Here is a 15763-nt window from a genome sequence, read left to right as displayed (position 1 = left end):
GTTAAAAGCTTCGCGATTTTTTATAAAACTAACGTTGATTCTATTACCAGCAGCCTGTAAGGGTATTTTTTACTTTATTAGAATGCTGTCTAAGAAATAAATAATTAATACCAACAAGTAATGTATGACTGATTGCTAAAAAAATTAACCATGACGATAAGCCTTGTGTTAACTGAGTAACTGTTACCATGCTAAGTAGCATTAAAATCAAAGATGAATTTAACACGGCTTGTAGCAACTGTTTAAAACGCAAATGTTTCCAGCGACTCCAAACAACCAACAAAAAAGCGGTTGTAGGGAGTGCAACTAATATACATTCAAATAAAATAATGAATAATTGCGTACTTTGATAAGCTGAATTTGTAGTAGCACCCTGAGTATGGCTTGAACTTAGCGTAATCAACCCAAGTATCACAACAGTAAATATATTTTTAATATTCATTTATAAACTCTAAACTCTAAACAGACTTAACTACCAATTTATGCATGTGCGCTAATAAGCTCTTTGGCATTAGCTCTTGCCATTTTACTAATGTTATCGCCTGCGAGTAGTCGTGCAATTTCATCAATACGACCATCTTTTGAAAGTTTATTCATTTGCGTAAAGGTTTCGCCATTTGCAATTTCTTTTGCTACAAAAAATTGTTGATGCCCAGAGCTAGCAACTTGCGGAAGGTGAGTCACACAAATAACTTGAGTTGATTTACCTAGTTGGCGTAAAAGCTTGCCGACAGCAGAGGCGGTTGGGCCTGAAATCCCCACATCTACTTCATCGAAAATCAGTGTAGGCGTAGTAACACGTTGAGCAATAATAACCTGAATAGCTAAACTAATACGTGATAACTCACCCCCAGAGGCTACCTTAGAGAGGGCTTGCATTGGTTGACCTGGGTTCGTCGACACCAAAAACGAAACCGTATCAAAGCCCATTGCACTTGGTGCTTTATCGGTAGTTTGTTGAATATCAATCGCAAATTTGCCGTTTTCCATAGATAAATTCGCCATACTATCGCTGATTAGCTGATTAAGTGTCTCAGCGTAACTATAACGGCTTTCACTCAATAGTTGAGCTGCTTGTTTGTATTGCTTAAGGGCAGAACTAATTTCGCTTTCAAGAGCAACAAGGCGGTCACTGTTATAGCTGATTGATGCTAATTCTTCTGCAATCGACTGATGAAATTTAACAAGCTCTTCAGGTTTTATGTGATGTTTACGGGCAAGGTCCATAGCACCTGCTAAGCGGGTTTCTACTTCATCTAAACGGGCAGGATCTAAGTCAGTAACATCAACATAGCTGCGAATTTCACGACTTGCTTCTTCAACTTGCACTGCAGCTTCACTTAGTAGTGATGCAATACTTGATAAGCTTTCATCGTAGTTCGCAAGCTCAGCAAATTGCTGTGCGCTGTGTTGCAATAACGAACAAGCACTTTGTTCATCACTTTCGTATAAGTGTTGTAGCTCACGTTGGCATGACTCTAAGATGGTTTGACTATGGCTTAACTTGTGATGCTCAGCTTCAATCTCTTCAAACTCGCCAGGTTGCAGGGCAAATTCATCTAGCTCAGCTACTTGATATTCAAGTAATTGCTTTTGAGCGGCTTGTTGCTGTTGTTGTTGCTCAAGCTGGTTAAACTCTTTGAGTAATGCTTGGTAGGCTTTAAAGCGTTCTTTAACATCAGCTAATAATTGATTGTGGCCAGCATAGGCATCAAGCAGATGTAATTGATGTTCAGCTTTTAATAAATGCTGATGGGCATGTTGTCCGTGAATAGAAATTAAATACTGACCTAACTCTTTTAACTGTGCAGCTGTAACTGAGCTGCCATTAATATAGCTCTTGCTGCGGCCATTTTTGCAAATAACACGGCGTAGTAAACATTCGCCTTCACTGTTTGAAAGTAAATGTTGCTCTAAAAAGTGTTGGGCAAGAGGGAGTTGGCTAATATCAAATTGTGCACAAATTTCTGCACGATCAGTACCTGGGCGAACAGCACCAGCATCAGCGCGTTCGCCTAAACATAAAGAGAGGGCATCAATTGCAATTGATTTCCCCGCACCTGTTTCACCTGTAATGGCTGTCATACCATTGTGCCACTCAGTACTTAAATTACTTACAATGGCAAAGTTTTTAATTTCTAACCCGATTAACATACTGTTTATCCATCCAGCTAATTAACTGTTAATTTATACAGTGTTTTCGGCTTTTGCAAATTAAATTTTTAAGCTTTGCTTAATTCTGACAGTTGATTTTGTGCTGTGGAATCATCTGGCGCTTGTGTGCTCTGGGCTGGCAGCTGATCGTCTTGTAAATCCACTGGAGGCTGATATTTAATTACTTCAATCAGTGATGGTAGGGCTTCTTGGTAAAACGATTTGTTATATTCAATGCCATTGTAAGGTAATTCAGCCATAAAATATTGTAGTCTGTCTGCAAGCTGATCAATCTGCTCAGGGCTTTGTGCTTTGCTGGCTTCCATAATGATAGTGTTGAGCAGTAAATCGCTAATGTACTCAAGGTAGGTCAGGTTTTCTTCATTATGAGCTTGAACAACAAAATAATTGCTGGTGATCATACTTAAGCGTTGAATATTCTTCGGACGAATTATCTTACTTTCGCTAAAATCAATTAATTTATCCTTAAAGTCATTGTTGATTTTTTTTACTCGCTGATTAAAGTGTTTTTTTTCAGCTTCAATAGCTTTACGACGGTTGCTCTCAACCATCCAGTAGCAACCTAGTAAGGTGATCAGTAATAATAGAGCAAGAAAAACGATATAGCTCATTTTGCCTTATAATCCTTAAAAAAATACAGCATTAAGTTTGATTATTTTGCGCTAATCACTGCGCCTTGGCAATCATTTAAGATAAAAAAGCCGCTTAAAATAAGCGGCTTCCCCAGTTTAACTTTTTTCTCAGTACGTTGTAGTAAGAGTACTCTTTTGGATGTATTAAACGCAGTCTTTTATCTGCTTTTTTTATCACCACTTCATCACCAGGTAACACAGCTAAAACTACATGACTGTCGCAGCTGACTTGTAAGCTATCGGTATTTTCAAGACTAAGTTTTAAGCGCACTTCATTATCCGCATCAACCACAAGGGGACGGCTTGATAGAGTGTGCGGGAACATCGGAACGAGTGAAATTGCGTTCAGCTCTGGAGTTAAAATAGGACCGCCACCAGAAAGTGAATAAGCTGTTGAACCCGTTGGCGTTGATACAATTAATCCATCAGAGCGCTGTGAGAACACAAAATCGTTGTTTATAAAGGCCTCAAACTCAATCATATGAGCGACTTTATCGGCGTGTAATACAGCTTCATTAACCGCCAAATTCGCACTTTTTAGTTCAGCATGACGATATACTTCAACTTCAAGCAAAAAGCGCTTTTCTTCGAGGAATTGGCCACTTAGCACTTGTTCAAGGCTGGCTTCGAAACCTTCAGGGTTTAAATCGGTTAAAAAGCCTAAATTGCCACGGTTTACACCTATTACGGCTACATCAAAACGTGCTAAAACTCTTGCTGCACCAAGCATATTGCCATCGCCGCCCACTACTATGGCTAAGTCTGCACGTTCACCTAAATCTACCAATTTAACTAGGTTTTCAGCAGGTACGTCTTCAAGCTGGCGGCCAGTGCGTTGTTCTACTAGTACTTCAAATCCTAACGCACGCAAGAATGTGTGCAAGCGACCAAGTGTGGCAGCCGCGGCACTGTGATTAGGTTTGCCAATTAGACCTATGGTTTTAAACGGTGAATCCATGTTTTTTGCACTTAAACTTTCATATCGCTAGATTACATTAAAAATTAATGCTTTGAAAATAACTTGAAATAAACTTGATGCGCCCAAATATCCACTGGCAAGAAGCTAAATGAATAAATTATGAAATTAAATCCGCGTGACCAACAAATTTTTTCAGCTGTAATGAGCCTTTACTGTAATGGAGAAGGTCAGCCTGTTGCCTCAACTCGTATTGCCAAACAAAAAGGTATGGCAGTATGTTCAGCTACAGTGCGTAATGCAATGGCACGGCTTGAAAAAGTGGGCTTATTATATTCGCCCCATACTTCAGCAGGCCGTGTGCCTACCAATGCTGGGTTTGATTATTGGCTCACAGAGTTTTTTGCTCTGCCTGAAATCGCAACATATTGGCAGCCTGAACAAGCACAATTAGTTGAGCTTGCCCATGGTTTAAGTCAACGCTATAAAGTGTGTTGCTGTGTGGGATTACCTCAAGTCAGCTCACAGCTGGTTTTCCGAGTAGAGGTGCTAGATTTTGATGGTAGTAATTGGCTTATTTTATTAATTGATAGAGCAGGGCAGAGCCATAATATTTGTATTACCAAACCTGAAGACTCATCTGATGCCGTTCGCTATCAGTTTGCCACTTGGCTCAATACTGTATTTAGCCAGCAAACCTTAATGGAAGGTTTATATCGTATGCAGGCAATGGCAGGTACTGCACCACATAATTGCCATGACTCACTGACACAATGGACTCGGCAATTAAGTCAAAAGCTTGGTTCAGACAATAGCATTGTAGTGGGTGAAAACTACCTTTACCGCCAAGTTGATTGCCAGACCAGTTTAAATATAGGTGTATCATTTTTAAATTTTGTTGAAGATAAACTCGCATTTAAAAATGGTTTATCGGTTTTAAATACAGAACAATTACCATTTACAGATTGTAATGAGCTGATGGTGATCAGCGTTCCATATTTTAATAACCATGAATACCAGAGTCGATTTTGTGTAATTTGTCCAAAATCAGCGCAAATAGAAGCAATCATCCAAGAATTTAAGTTAATCGGCTCATCAGCCTCTTGAATCTTTTAATTCAATCCCCATAATTACCGCAGTTGTAAAGAATTGGAGCATGTAAGCTATGTCTGAGCAGACAAAATCACCAGAGCAAGAAGTTGAACTAAACGAAGAATTTGAGCAAATGCAAGCTGAAGTAGAAGCTGCAGAAAAAGCAGCTGAGCAAGTTGATGGCGAAGAAATGAGCCCTGAAGCTGAAATTGCATTACTACACAGCGAACTAGAGGCAGCTAAACAAACGATTAACGACCAAAAAGACAGTGTTGTTCGTGCTGCAGCAGATGTTGAGAACATGCGTCGTCGTGCCGCTCAAGATGTAGAAAAAGCGCATAAGTTTGCACTTGAAAAGTTTGCTAACGAATTACTACCAGTTATCGATAACCTAGAGCGTGCTATTGAGTTTTCTGATAAAGAAAATGAGCAGCTTAAGCCTGTCCTTGAAGGTATCGAGATGACAGTTAAAAGCTTTAATGATGCAGTATCAAAATTCGGTGTTGAAATTGTTAACCCTCAGGGTGAGCAATTTAATCCTGAATTCCATCAAGCAATGTCAATTCAGCCAAGCAATGATGTAGCACCTAATACTGTTCTTGCAGTAATGCAGAAAGGTTATACATTAAATGGCCGTTTATTACGTCCAGCAATGGTTATGGTATCGAAAGAAGCTGAATAAGCTTTAAAGAGATATAAAAAATGCCTGTTAATTACAGGCATTTTTTTTGATAGCAATCGTGTTAAGTTACCGACCATTTAGCTCGCTAGGATGGTTAAATATTTAAGTCGATTGGTATCGTTTTCGATGCCAAAGCTGCACTAGTAAGATAAGTATCAGTGCGCTGAACATCATCGCAGAAAATGGAATGGCACTTTGAGGGTGAACAAAGGCAAGGATAGGGCCAACTAAAGCGCCACTGCCGAATCTTAATGTACCAATAACGGCTGTTGCAGTACCTGACTTTTCCTCAAACTGCATTAGTATCAAAGAGTCTGCATTACTCGCTACAATACCTAAGCTCATCATCAGTGGTGCGATGCTTGCAACGATAAAATACAATGATAAATGCATCACACTGAATAACAGTAATGCCCCACCAGAAACGAAGCCAATGGCAAGGCCAATAAATAAAAGCTTACGAGAACCCAAGCGCGGCACTAAACGTGTATTCATAAAGTTACCGAACATTAAAGCCAACACGTTAAAGGCGAATAACACCCCGAACAATTGCTCATCTACTTTAAAAAAATCGAGATATACATAAGGTACCGATGTTAAAAAGCAAAAGAATGCAAATGAGGCAAACATTGAGCTGGCAATATCGGCAAGGGCGCTACGACGGGAAAATACCGTTTTATAACTATTAAAGAACAGTGCCAAGCCACGTTGCTGACTCTTAAAGATTGGAATATCGATTAAATGAATTTGCACTAAAGCTAAAATTGCAAAGCTATAGACAGCTAAGGTAATAAAAATGACCTGCCAGGTTGAAATACCCATGATCAATGAGCCAAGAGTAGGAGCAATGAGCGGGGCAACCATCATGATCATTGATACGTAAGACATACCCTTGGCGGTGTTTTCTCGATAAATGTGGCGAATAATACCCGGCACAACGACCGTTGCAGCGGCGCCAGTGAATGCTTGTACCGCCCTGAGAGATAAAAATAATTCGATATTAGAACAAAACGCCAGTGCTAATGAGCTTATACCAAATAGTGCTAAGCCAACCTTAGCGAGTAATCGCCTGCCAAGTTCATCGGCTATCGGGCCAAAAAAAAGCATACCAAGGGCATAACCCGCTAAATAAATACTGAGTGATATTTGCACATTTGGCATGGTTGTTTGTAGGTCGTTAGCAATTACCAACATTGCCGGTAAATATAAATCAATTGCCAAAGGCGTAATCGCGACAATACTTGCCAGTAAAGGCAATAAAATGCGTTTATTTAAAGTCTCAGGGGAAGGCATTGTTTACTCATTCATCAAACATTAGGTCACTATTGTAGCAGTGTGAATCACTGTGGTGAACTTAGTTTGCCTGCTAAGTAAAAGAATTAACTAAATAATAACAACTGAGTGGGTGATTGTTCATTTTCATATAAAATTAAGCAATGCTTTGCTATATTGATCAAAATTACACTAAGTATTTGAAGGACTAGTATGAAAAAGTTAATCATGGCAGTGTTAGCCACCGCTGTTTTAGCTGGCTGTAAAACCTCTCCAACAGGGCGCACGCAAATCGCGCTATATTCAGACCAACAGATGAGTCAAATGGGTCAAGCAAGTTTTGCTGAAATGAAAAAAACGCAACCTGTTAATACTGATCCAAGTGTCAATGCTTATGTGAAGTGTATTGCTGATGATGTTATTGCAGTTTTACCTAACGAGTATGCAAAGCAGTCTTGGGAAGTCGTTGTGTTTGAAGAAGATTCAGCGAATGCATTTGCATTACCAGGTGGTTATATTGGCGTTCATACAGGTTTATTAAAAGTTGCTGTAAACCAAGACCAACTTGCAACAGTACTAGGTCACGAAGTAGCACACGTTATTGCTGAGCACTCTAATGAACGTGTATCACAAAATGCACTGTTACAAACAGGCCTGCAAGTTGGTGGTGCAGCACTTGATATGGGTAATGTGCAATATCGCGGCGAAATTATGCAAGCTTTGGGGTTAGGTGCCCAATTTGGTGTAGTGCTGCCGTTTAGCCGCTCACATGAATCAGAAGCAGATATTGTCGGCCTAGATTTAATGGCAAAAGCAGGGTTTAACCCAGAGCAATCAGTATCGCTTTGGCAAAATATGAGTGCAGCAGGCAGTAGCGGCACCCCAGAGTTTATGTCGACTCACCCAGCACCGGGTAACCGAATTAAAGAACTACAAAAGCATATGTCGGATGCATTAAAAGCCCAAAAAGCTGCTAAAGCAAAAGGCAAAAACCCACAGTGTAAACTGTAATAAATATTATCTAGAAATTAAAAAAGCCTGTAGTCTAGCTGACTACAGGCTTTAATTATTCAGCTTTCAGCTTATTAGAACGTCCACTCAACGTGAAGTTGTGGTACTGATTCAGTTGTGTCTGTACCTAGTTTGTTGTGCCAGTATTGCCACTCAAGGCCTAGCAGTAGCGTATTTTCTTTCATGCTCATTGCGTGACCTAAATCCCACGTGATGATTGGCTGCGCTAAAATCCACGCTTTAACATCTTCGCCAAATTCGTTTTCACGCTCAGCAATGTATTCAACATGGCCCGTTACGTTGAACTTTTGTGAGCCGATAGTGAATGGGTAGCCCCATGCAACATCAATCATCCAGCTATTTGTTTCAGTGGGGGCACCACCGCGTGCTACGCCTTCACTGTCATCGATATAAGCGGTAAATAAAGTAGATAAAAAGCTAAAGCCAGGTGCCTGCCAGCTAAGTTTTACACCTGGTAAATACTTAAGAACTTTAGAATCGCCTGCAGCATTAAAGCCTGCAGTTAAACCTACATCAGCAATTGCGCCGTATGAGAAGTCACTGTCAGAGATTTTTGATAAGCTGAATGTTGAGTACCACTCGCCGTAAAAGTCTTTATCTTGATAGCCATCCTGACGGTCGTCATTGCTGTAATCAATAAAAAAGAAGTTATCGCCATAGTCGTAACCAGAAGCGTGTTGCAATGAAACAACCGTGGTATTTGACTTAGTTAATGAAAACGGATTTTTGTGTTCACCGTTATTAACGTGTAATTGCGTAGAGCTCCAATTAGCGGCATAGCCTGAAGTACTTACTGCACATAGCGCAGCAACAGAAAGGATCTTTTTCAAGTTCATATCTCAATATTGATGGTGTAAAGGGGATACAAAGGGAGGATTATAGCAGATACGCCCATATTTGGGCGTATCTTGGCAAAAATTATTTAACTTATGCTTTATTCCGACGTAAGCAAATTACAGCCACAGCTGTAAAGGCAAGAATAAAACAGTAGTAAGATGAAGTAGACACCTGCCAAGGGCTAATTTTGAAGGTCGCGCCAAGCAGAAGAGCTTGTGCGCCATACGGTAATGAGCCTTGTGTTACACAAGCAAAAATATCAAGTAAGCTTGCTGAACGCTTACCAGTAATTTCGCCATCATCCGCTAATTTTTTAGCAATTGGGCCAGCAACAATGATTGATACCGTATTATTGGCAATACATAAGTTACTAGTCATAACCAGTGCAGCAATACCTAATTGATCTGCTACTTTACGATGCCATTTAGCAATGATTTTTGTAATTGCTTGAATTTTGTTAGCAATATAATCAAGTCCACCATTAATACGGATAAACTCTGAAAGGCCACCAATAAACATCGATAGCAAGAAAATTTCCTGCATATCAGTAAAACCTTTATAGACATCCTTAACAAAACTGGCACCTTCATAGCTGCCAGTAAAGCCCATTAGGGCAGCGAAGATAATACCGCTAAACAGCACCACAAAGACGTTAAAGCCCATTACTGCGAGTACTAAGATAAAGGCATAAGGTAACACTAATAAAATATCGAAATCTTGTGTTTCTACAGCTTCAGCTGCAGGCGTTAAAAAGAATAACAAACCGATAGTTAATGCTGCAGCGGGTAAGGCAATTTTTAAGTTCTCACGGAATTTATCTTTCATTTCACAGCCTTGCGTACGGGTTGCAGCAATAGTTGTGTCAGAGATGATTGATAAGTTATCACCAAACATTGCACCTGATACAATCGTGCCTGCCATCAATGATGGATCAATGCCTGTTTTTTGGGCGACTGCATAAGCAATCGGGCCAATAGCACCGATAGTCCCCATTGAAGTACCCATTGCAGTCGACACAACCGCAGCGATTAAAAATAATCCAGGTAGTAATAAAGCTGGCGGAATAAGTGATAAACCCGCATTAACAACGGCATCGACACCACCCGTTGCACCTGCAACGGCAGAAAACGCACCGGCAAGCAGATAAATCAAACACATAGTGATGATGTTGCTATGGCCCGCACCTTTAATAAAGGTTTCAACACTATGGTTGATGGTATTTCTATTTAAGATAAAAGCCAGCATGATGGCAGGTAAAATTGCCACAGGGGCAGGCAATTGATAGAAGGCGTAATCGACACCTTGAGACTGTAAGTATAAGCCAGCGCCTAAAAATAAGCCGACAAACACCAAAAGCGGCAGCAAAGAAAGTTTTGCTTTTGTTTTATTAAATGATGGCTGCATCATATTCCTCGTTAGATAACCAATAACACAGCCAAATACTTCTTTTAGCTGTATTTAGTTGCCTGCATTCTCAAAAGACAATGCTGTTGCAACAGCGCCCGCAAGCCAAAGACCAAATCGGCGCAAAGGAAGAAGTTTAAATGTATAGATGGCTAAATGCAAAGACTATCTGTTATTATTGTTGTTCTATTAATAAATCTAAAATTAGCTCTGTATTTTTTATAAGCTAACCTGACTATTACATGAGTTTTCGATAAAATCCAGCCAGCTAAGAAGAATAGATAAGGTAACTATATGAACCGCATAGGTGTATTTGGCGCAAACGGCCGCATGGGACTTGCACTTTTAGAAGCAGTCTCAAAAAAAAATGACGCAACATTAACGGGCGCGTACGTGCGTGATAACTCGCCACTTTTAGATATAGCGGTTAATCAATTAAACAGTGCTGCATCAGCGGATGTATCATTTAGTAAAGAAACAGAAGTAAAAGATGCTGATGTATTAATTGATTTCACCTTACCGGCAGGAATGCGCAACCACTTGCAAACAGCGGTCGAAAAAAATATCGCAATGGTAATTGGTACCACGGGCCTCAACCAAGATGATATTGATGCCCTCAATGAAGCAGCGAAACACATTCCGATTGTTTTTGCTCGCAACTATAGCGTAGGTGTGAATTTACTGCTTAACTTAGTGCAGACTGCGGCTGTGAAGTTTGGTGATGACATGGACATTGAAATATTTGAAGCCCATCATCGTCATAAAATTGATGCGCCATCAGGGACTGCATTGGCAATTGGTGAAGCTATTGCCGAGGCAAAAGGCTGGCAGCATGATGAAGTCGCGCGTTTTGATAGAAGCAATGACGAACACGCAAAATCGCAAAATGAAATCGGTTATTCGGTCATGAGAGGCGGAGATATAGTAGGTGAACACACCGCATATTTCGCAACTTCTGGCGAAAGGCTAGAATTAACTCATAAAGCAAGTTCAAGAATGACCTTCGCGTTAGGTGCTGTAAGAGCTGCGGGCTGGTTGAAAAATAAACCAGCTGGACTTTATGACATGCAAGATGTGCTTGACTTGAAGTAGTTTAGTTTCTTTTTTGGCAGTTTCAGTGAATTTTTAGTTAATAACGCTTATTTTTACTATTTTATTAATTAAGATTAGATCTGAAAGCTAATTTACTGTAGAATAGTGCCAATTTGCCAAAAATTCATAAATGCGTGTTTCCAATCGCTTTAAACGGGCAGTAGAGCAAATGACTTTACTCCCGTTTTTTACTGTTAGGAGGTTAACTTGACTAAATCCGCTCTGTTAGTCCTAGAAGACGGCACAGTGTTTCGCGGTACTGCAATCGGCGCTGACGGCATGTCAGTCGGTGAAGTAGTATTCAATACGTCTATGACTGGTTATCAAGAAATTTTGACTGACCCTTCATACGCGGAACAAATCGTAACTTTGACGTACCCACATATCGGTAATACGGGTACTAACAGCGAAGACGAAGAAGCGGGTCAAATCTGGGCTAAAGGCCTAGTGATCCGTGATTTGCCACTGCTAGCAAGTAATTTCCGTAACGAGCAATCGTTAAGTGATTACTTAAAAGAACGCAATATCTTAGGTATTGCAGACATCGACACTCGTAAATTAACACGTATCTTACGTGATAAAGGCGCTCAAAATGGTTGTATCATTGCAGGCGACGAGTTAGATGAGAATAAAGCGCTTGAAGCTGCGCAAGCCTTCCCAGGCTTAAAAGGCATGGATTTAGCAAAAGTTGTCTCAACCAAGGAAAATTTTGAGTGGCGCGAATCAAGCTGGACTTTAGGTTCAGGCTTTAAAACGCTAGAAGCAGCAGACGAGAAGTTCCACGTTGTTGCTTATGACTTCGGTGTTAAACGTAATATCTTACGTATGTTAGTTGACCGCGGTTGTAAATTAACTGTCGTTCCTGCACAAACATCTGCAGAAGATGTACTGGCATTAAACCCAGACGGTATCTTCTTATCAAATGGCCCAGGCGACCCTGAGCCGTGTACTTACGCGATTGAAGCCATTAAAACTTTCCTAGAAACAGACACGCCAATTTTTGGTATCTGTTTAGGTCACCAATTACTTGCACTTGCTTCAGGTGCACAAACGGTGAAAATGAAGTTTGGTCACCACGGTGGTAACCACCCAGTTAAAGACCTTGACCGCAATGTTGTAATGATCACAGCGCAAAACCACGGTTTCGCAGCTGACGAAGCAACATTACCAGCGAATTTACGTGCAACTCACGTTTCATTATTCGATGGCACCCTACAAGGTATTCACCGCACAGATAAGCCTGCATTTAGCTTCCAAGGTCACCCAGAAGCAAGCCCAGGTCCACATGATGCGGCGCCATTATTTGACCACTTCATCGACTTGATGCAAGCACGTTCTAACTAATTTAACCGGAGTAACAATGCCAAAACGTACCGACATAAAAAGCATTCTTATCTTAGGCGCAGGCCCGATCGTAATCGGTCAAGCTTGTGAATTTGACTACTCTGGTGCACAAGCGTGTAAAGCACTACGAGAAGAAGGCTTTCGAGTAATTCTTGTAAACTCGAACCCTGCAACTATCATGACTGACCCTGAAATGGCGGATGCGACGTACATCGAACCAATTCACTGGGAAGTGGTAGAGAAAATCATTGAAAAAGAAAAGCCAGATGCAGTACTACCTACTATGGGTGGTCAAACAGCATTAAACTGTGCGCTTGACTTAGATAAGCACGGCGTACTGGTAAAACACGGTGTTGAGCTAATCGGTGCAACTGCTGATGCAATCGATAAAGCTGAAAACCGTGAGCGTTTTGACGTAGCAATGAAGAACATTGGCCTTGAGTGTCCGCGTGCAGAAATCGCTCACTCAATGGAAGAAGCACACGATGTTCTTAGTCGCATCGGTTTCCCATGTATCATTCGTCCATCATTCACGATGGGTGGTACTGGTGGTGGTGTTGCATACAACCAAGAAGAATTTGATGAAATTTGTGAGCGTGGTTTAGATTTATCACCAACAAATGAACTTTTAATCGATGAATCATTAATCGGTTGGAAAGAGTACGAAATGGAAGTTGTTCGTGACAAAAACGACAACTGTATCATCGTATGTTCTATCGAAAACTTTGACCCTATGGGTGTTCACACTGGTGACTCAATCACGGTTGCTCCAGCGCAAACACTGACTGATAAAGAATACCAAATCATGCGTAATGCATCGATGGCGGTACTTCGTGAAATCGGTGTTGAAACAGGTGGTTCAAACGTACAGTTTGGTGTGAATCCAGTTGATGGCCGTATGGTTATCATCGAGATGAATCCACGTGTATCGCGTTCGTCTGCACTAGCATCAAAAGCAACAGGTTTCCCAATTGCGAAAATCGCAGCGAAACTAGCTGTTGGTTACACGCTTGATGAGCTACAAAATGACATCACTGGCGGTAAAACACCAGCGTCTTTCGAACCGTCGATCGACTACGTTGTTACTAAGATCCCACGTTTTAACTTCGAAAAATTCGCAGGTTCAAACGACCGTTTAACAACACAGATGAAATCTGTGGGTGAAGTTATGGCGATTGGTCGTAATCAACAAGAGTCACTGCATAAAGCATTACGTGGCTTAGAAGTAGGCGCAACAGGCTTCAACCCAGTTGTAGCCCTGGATGATCCGAAAGCGAAAGAAAAAATCATCCGTGAATTACGCGAGCCAGGTGCTGAGCGTATTTGGTACGTAGCAGATGCAATGCGTCACGGTATGAGCGTTGAAGAAGTTTTCGAACTAACTAAGATTGACCCTTGGTACCTAGTGCAAATCGAAGACATCTTAAAAGACGAAGCAACAATCAGCGAAGTAGGTATGGCTGGTTTAAATGCTGAGTTCTTACGTAAGCTTAAGCGTAAAGGCTTTGCTGATGCGCGTATCGCTGAAATTGCAGGTGTTTCTGAAGCAGAAATTCGCAAGAAGCGTCACCAATTAGATATCGTGCCTGTATACAAGCGCGTTGATACCTGTGCTGCAGAGTTCAGCTCTGACACAGCTTATATGTACTCATCTTATGATGAAGAGTGTGAAGCGAATCCATCTGACAAAGATAAAATCATGGTAATCGGTGGTGGCCCTAACCGTATCGGTCAAGGTATCGAATTCGATTACTGTTGTGTTCACGCTGCATTAGCTTTACGTGAAGATGGCTACGAAACAATTATGGTTAACTGTAACCCTGAAACTGTTTCAACTGACTACGATACATCTGATCGTCTATTCTTCGAGCCAATCACGCTAGAAGATGTATTAGAAATCGTACGTGTTGAAAAGCCAAAAGGTGTTATCGTTCAGTACGGTGGTCAAACTCCACTGAAACTTGCTCGTGAACTTGAAGCGAATGGTGTGCCAGTAATTGGTACTTCACCAGATGCAATCGACCGTGCAGAAGACCGTGAGCGTTTCCAACAGCTTGTTGAGCGTCTAAACCTTCTTCAACCAGAGAATGCAACGGTTACTTCTTTAGAAGAAGCGATTGTTAAGTCTGCTGAAATTGGCTTCCCACTCGTAGTTCGTCCTTCGTACGTACTAGGTGGTCGTGCGATGGAAGTAGTTTATGATGAAGACGATTTACGTCGTTACATGACTGAAGCGGTATCTGCATCAAATGAAGCGCCAGTACTACTTGACCATTTCTTAGATAACGCAATCGAAGTTGACGTTGACGCTATCTGTGACGGTGAGCAAGTAATCATCGGTGGTATCATGGAGCATATCGAGCAAGCAGGTGTTCACTCAGGTGACTCAGCGTGTTCATTACCAGCTCATTCATTAACAGCCGAAGTGCAAGACGTGATGCGTAAGCAAGTGACTGATATGGCTCTAGAGCTTGGCGTAGTAGGTCTAATGAATACTCAGTTTGCTGTGAAAGACGGTAAAGTTTACTTAATCGAAGTAAACCCACGTGCTGCGCGTACAGTACCGTTTGTTTCAAAAGCGACAGGTGTTGCACTTGCTAAAGTAGCGGCACGTTGTATGGCAGGTCAGTCGCTGGCAAGTCAAGGTATTACAAAAGAAGTAATCCCACCTTACTACAGCGTAAAAGAAGTGGTACTGCCATTTGCTAAGTTCCAAGGTGTTGACCCAATCCGTGGCCCTGAAATGCGCTCAACGGGTGAGGTAATGGGTGTTGGTGAAACTTTCGCCGAAGCATTCGCTAAAGCACAATTAGGTGCAAGCAACACTTTACCACGCGGTGGTCGCGCGTTACTATCGGTACGCAACAGTGACAAACCACGTATTGTTGAACTAGCTAAAACCATGACTGAACTTGGTTTCGAGCTAGATGCGACAGGTGGCACTGCAAAAGCACTTGAAGAAGCAGGCATTGCAGTTCGTCGCGTGAACAAGGTATACGAAGGTCGTCCTCATATTCTTGATAGAATTAAAAATGGTGAATACAGCTACATTGTAAACACTACTGAAGGCCGCCAAGCGATTGAAGATTCGAAGGTGTTACGTCGTGGTGCGTTACAGCATAAGACTAACTACACAACGACTCTGAACGCGGCATTTGCTAACTGTACTGCAAACCAAGCAGACGACCGTAGCAAGGTGACGTCAGTTCAGGAACTACACCAGCGAATGAACTAAGGAAATGTGCCAAGGGCGAGGCAATCGCCCTTGGGATTAAGTGAGAATAA

At 41.4% G+C, this 15763-nt stretch carries 13 protein-coding genes; 6 read left to right on the top strand and 7 right to left on the bottom strand.

Annotated elements, in window-relative coordinates; all coding sequences use genetic code 11:
* Positions 1-43 precede the first annotated feature (43 nt).
* From J3455_RS09560 to nadK, 4 genes are all read right to left on the bottom strand, one after another.
* On the bottom strand, positions 44-442 hold the full coding sequence (locus tag J3455_RS09560; RefSeq protein WP_167657800.1) for a hypothetical protein: 399 nt from the start codon (positions 440-442) through the stop codon (positions 44-46).
* A gap of 38 nt (positions 443-480) precedes the next feature.
* Positions 481-2154, bottom strand: coding sequence for a DNA repair protein RecN (gene recN / locus J3455_RS09555; RefSeq protein ID WP_349561607.1), 1674 nt, complete (start codon positions 2152-2154; stop codon positions 481-483).
* A 68-nt stretch (positions 2155-2222) separates the two neighbouring features.
* Positions 2223-2786, bottom strand: coding sequence for a hypothetical protein (locus J3455_RS09550; protein ID WP_178927118.1), 564 nt, complete (start codon positions 2784-2786; stop codon positions 2223-2225).
* Positions 2787-2880: 94 nt separating this feature from the next.
* A complete protein-coding gene (gene nadK / locus J3455_RS09545) occupies positions 2881-3765 on the bottom strand; it encodes an NAD(+) kinase (protein ID WP_130051285.1) in 885 nt (294 codons plus the stop codon).
* A gap of 120 nt (positions 3766-3885) precedes the next feature.
* On the opposite strand from nadK, the gene J3455_RS09540 reads away from it, so the two are divergent.
* Both J3455_RS09540 and grpE read left to right on the top strand, forming a co-directional pair.
* The gene (locus J3455_RS09540) at positions 3886-4830 is read left to right on the top strand and encodes an HrcA family transcriptional regulator (protein WP_130051286.1); all 945 of its coding nucleotides are present in this window, start codon (positions 3886-3888) and stop codon (positions 4828-4830) included.
* 58 nt (positions 4831-4888) lie between these two features.
* Positions 4889-5497 carry a nucleotide exchange factor GrpE gene (gene grpE / locus J3455_RS09535; RefSeq protein WP_054551515.1) on the top strand — a complete coding sequence of 203 codons (609 nt, stop codon included), beginning with the start codon at positions 4889-4891 and terminating at the stop codon, positions 5495-5497.
* Between the two features lie 102 nt (positions 5498-5599).
* Here the strand turns inward: grpE and J3455_RS09530 are convergent, their stop codons facing one another.
* Entirely contained in the window at positions 5600-6790 is a 1191-nt protein-coding gene (locus tag J3455_RS09530; RefSeq protein ID WP_130051287.1) for a Bcr/CflA family efflux MFS transporter, read from the bottom strand.
* A 192-nt stretch (positions 6791-6982) separates the two neighbouring features.
* Here J3455_RS09530 and J3455_RS09525 point away from each other — a divergent pair, with 192 nt between their 5' ends.
* Positions 6983-7780, top strand: a complete 798-nt coding sequence (locus tag J3455_RS09525; RefSeq protein ID WP_130051288.1) for a M48 family metallopeptidase — start codon at positions 6983-6985, stop codon at positions 7778-7780.
* 74 nt (positions 7781-7854) lie between these two features.
* Here J3455_RS09525 and J3455_RS09520 read toward each other — a convergent pair whose 3' ends face one another.
* Complete coding sequence (locus tag J3455_RS09520) at positions 7855-8637, bottom strand: nucleoside-binding protein (protein ID WP_130051289.1); 783 nt, start codon at positions 8635-8637, stop codon at positions 7855-7857.
* Positions 8638-8728: 91 nt separating this feature from the next.
* A complete protein-coding gene (locus J3455_RS09515; RefSeq protein WP_130052276.1) occupies positions 8729-10042 on the bottom strand; it encodes a Na+/H+ antiporter NhaC family protein in 1314 nt (437 codons plus the stop codon).
* A gap of 294 nt (positions 10043-10336) precedes the next feature.
* Between J3455_RS09515 and dapB the strand changes: the two genes are divergently transcribed.
* From dapB to carB, 3 genes are all read left to right on the top strand, one after another.
* Positions 10337-11134 (top strand): 4-hydroxy-tetrahydrodipicolinate reductase, encoded by a 798-nt coding sequence (dapB, locus tag J3455_RS09510; protein WP_167657803.1) that lies wholly within the window; start codon positions 10337-10339, stop codon positions 11132-11134.
* 207 nt (positions 11135-11341) lie between these two features.
* Entirely contained in the window at positions 11342-12478 is a 1137-nt protein-coding gene (gene carA / locus J3455_RS09505; RefSeq protein WP_055020805.1) for a glutamine-hydrolyzing carbamoyl-phosphate synthase small subunit, read from the top strand.
* 16 nt (positions 12479-12494) lie between these two features.
* Complete coding sequence (gene carB / locus J3455_RS09500; RefSeq protein ID WP_349561606.1) at positions 12495-15713, top strand: carbamoyl-phosphate synthase large subunit; 3219 nt, start codon at positions 12495-12497, stop codon at positions 15711-15713.
* The last annotated feature ends 50 nt before the right edge of the window (positions 15714-15763 follow it).

Origin of the sequence: Pseudoalteromonas sp. NFXS39 (assembly GCF_040148775.1) — a bacterium.
GTDB lineage: Bacteria > Pseudomonadota > Gammaproteobacteria > Enterobacterales > Alteromonadaceae > Pseudoalteromonas > Pseudoalteromonas apostichopi.
Note: the sequence above shows the minus strand (reverse complement) of the source record. Positions and strands in the feature narration are given on the sequence as shown.